Below are 3226 nucleotides of genomic sequence, written 5' to 3'. Positions count from 1 at the left end.
AAAGCATTTAAAAGCTCTGACACATGTTCTTGTTTTAATACAGATAAAGCTTCTTCATCTTCTGGTTCTACTTTATTGTTAAAAAAGATATCTGCCTTGTCTACTATTTCAGATATACTAGATATGCTTTCCTTGACTGTTTCAACCAAAGTTTTTATCCAATCATATTTTTCTTCTATAAATTTATCATCTATTAGATTAGCCTCTTTTAAATAAGGTATGGCTAACTGTGTTAATTTATCTATATCATAATTCCTGATATGATGTTCATTTACCCAGTCTAGTTTATCTCTATCAAAGATTCCACCAGTTTTAGATACTCTTTCAAAGGAAAACTTTTCAATTAATTCATCCATTGATAGTATTTCTTCATTATCCTCTGGACTCCATCCAACTAAGGCTAAGTAATTTATTAATCCTTCCGGAAGATAGCCTTTCTCTCTAAAATCCTCTACCGATACATCACCATGACGTTTGCTTAATTTTTTTCTTTCTTTATTTAGAACTGTAGGTAGGTGGACATAGGTTGGTTTTTCCCATCCAAATACCTCATATAGATATACATGCTTAGGAGTTGATGGTAACCATTCCTCTCCTCTTACTATATGGGTAATCCCCATTAGATGATCGTCTACTACTACAGCCAAATGATAAGTAGGATATCCATCAGATTTTAATAATACTTGATCATCTATATCTTCAGTATTTATAACTATATCCCCTCTTACCAAATCTTTAAATTTAATATCTTTTTTTGCTGGTAGTTTAAGCCTAACTACATATTCTTCCCCATTAGCAATCCTTTCCTTAGCTTCATCTAAACTTAAACTTCTACAAAGTCCATCATATTTGGGTATAAGACCTTTTATTTTCTGTTCTTCTCTGACCTTATCTAATCTTTCTTTAGAACAAAAACAATAATAAGCATCGCCTTTTTCAATTAATTCATCTACATACTTCCTATAAATATCCAATCTTTCCGATTGAATATAAGGTCCACATTCACCTCTTTGAACAATTTTGCCTTCTTCTACGAAGACACCTTCATCATATTCAATACCTGCCCATTGAAGAGATTCTATCAAGTTTTCAATTGCTCCTTCTACATATCTGGTTCTGTCCGTATCTTCGATTCTTAATATAAACTGACCATTATTATGTTTTGCAAATAAATAATTATATAGAGCAGTCCTAAGTCCTCCTATATGCAAATAACCTGTAGGACTTGGAGCAAATCTTAATCTAACATCTTTCATCAATAGTGCCTCCTTCCATTTTAATTACCTATATATTATATATCAGCTAATTCCAGGTGTAAACCTATCTATCAGTTTATCCAAATATTCGATTGAAAAAATTGACTATTGCATCCAATATTCGTTCTAAAATCGACTTTACCTCAATATTTTGTTCAGTAATTTTATCAATTTTCCCCGATATATCTTTTAACTGCCCTTTAATCTGTTCTATATCTAAATTTAATTTAGATATATTTTTCATAAGGGATACTATTTGATCGATTTGTTCTCTTGTCAATTCTATTCCTAAATCTTTTGCCATTTGTTCTGCAACTTTTTCTATAGTTCCTTTGTTCTTTATATTATTGTCAATTATATATATTTTTATATTGTTTATAAGCTCCTCAGCTTTTTCTTGTCCGATTTCATTTCCTAATTTAGCAGTTTTAGCTATTTCCTCACTAGCAATTTCTTTTTCTTTTTCCGGTATCTTTTCTCCAGTAATATCTTCAAAAGCCTTTATAACTCCTGTTAAAGCTGCAGTTCCTGATACCTTAACGGGACTCGAAACAATTATTTTAGCATCCTTAACTCCAGCAGTTATTGAAGCATTTCTGTACATATCATTAGTGACCCAAGTGATATTATGAGATTCAACCGTTATACCTTCTCCTTCTGGAAGTTTTTCTACATAAACTGAAGATATAGCCCTAGTGCCAATAAGTTTCTCATCTATAAATTTCCCTAAATATTCTCTTTCTTCTTCATTGCTAACTTCTATTATTTTTACATCCTTAGCTACATCAAAAAAATTTAACATTTCACCCCTTTGTTCTACTGATAGGTTTTTTCCTAAAGCAACAACTATATCCTCATTTTTCTCATCTCCAAAAACTATAGACGAGAAAACCAACACAATCATTAGAACAAAAACTAAAATTTTCTTCTTCATTGTTTTCCCTCCCAAACCAAAATCTACACTTAAAATAGAATACCTTATTAATATAAATATTACAAGCCTTTGAATTTATATATCCAATTTCAGATAAATAAATTATTAAAATAAGGCTGTAAATTTACAGCCTTATTTTATACTATAGACTTATTCCTTCTTCTTTAAACACTTCCTTTATTTTATCAATGATTTGATCTGCTGGGACTTCAATTCTTCCAGTTTCTTTTCTCAAAGAGTATTCTACTATATCTTCATTTGCCTTTTTACCCACTGTAATTCTAATAGGTATACCTATCAAATCTCTATCGTTGAATTTAACCCCCGCTCTTTCCTTTCTATCGTCTAATAATACTTCTAATTTTTCTTCCAACAATTCTTTATATAATTTTTCCCCTAAATTTCTTTGTTCTTCATTTTTTGTATTTATTATTGTTATTATCGCATGATAAGGCGCTACCACCAATGGCCATATAATGCCATTGTCATCATGATATTGCTCAACAATAGCAGCCATCGATCTAGATACACCAACACCATAAGAGCCCATTACAAAAGGTTTCTCTTTTCCTTCTTCATCAAGATAGGTACCGTGTAAACTATTGCTATATTTGGTCCCAAGCTGGAATATATTTCCTACTTCAATTCCTCTGTCCATAGATAAAATTTTACCACATTTTGGGCAAATATCGCCTTCTTCAATCAAAAGTAAATCTCCAACTACTTCACCTTCAAAATCTCTACCATAATTTGCATTTTTAATATGATAATCTGTTTCATTGCCCCCAACAATTAGATTCTTTAATTTAGTAATTCTGGAGTCAACTATAATCTTCACATCGCCTTTAAGTCCTATAGGCCCAGTAAAACCTTTGTTTGCCCCTGATATTTTTATAATGGTTTCCTCGTCTGCCATTTCTAACTCATGCTCAGGTAATTTTAAGTAATTGCATAGTTTAGTTTCATTCAATTCTCTATCTCCTGGAATTATTACTACGACAGGTTCACCTGAAGCTAAATATACTAGAGCTTTCCC

General features: G+C 31.2%; 3 protein-coding genes. All 3 read right to left on the bottom strand.

Features of this window, described 5'->3' with window-relative positions; genetic code table 11:
• The coding region (gene gltX / locus VK998_RS11200) for a glutamate--tRNA ligase (RefSeq protein ID WP_325228326.1) at positions 1–1256 on the bottom strand (1256 nt) is incomplete at its 3' end.
• A 76-nt stretch (positions 1257–1332) separates the two neighbouring features.
• Positions 1333–2190, bottom strand: a complete 858-nt coding sequence (locus VK998_RS11195) for a DUF1002 domain-containing protein (RefSeq protein ID WP_325228324.1) — start codon at positions 2188–2190, stop codon at positions 1333–1335.
• A gap of 142 nt (positions 2191–2332) precedes the next feature.
• On the bottom strand, positions 2333–3226 hold an 894-nt coding region (locus VK998_RS11190; RefSeq protein WP_325228322.1), incomplete at its 5' end, for a YbaK/EbsC family protein.

The sequence above is a fragment of the Schnuerera sp. genome, assembly GCF_035459645.1.
GTDB lineage: Bacteria > Bacillota > Clostridia > Tissierellales > Tepidimicrobiaceae > Schnuerera.
This window is presented reverse-complemented; position numbering and strand designations above follow the sequence as displayed.

Bases quoted from the DNA above. Each gene is read 5' to 3' on its own strand.
- VK998_RS11195 (WP_325228324.1), bottom strand. From the start codon at position 2,190: ATGAAGAAGAAAATTTTAGTTTTTGTTCTAATGATTGTGTTGGTTTTC.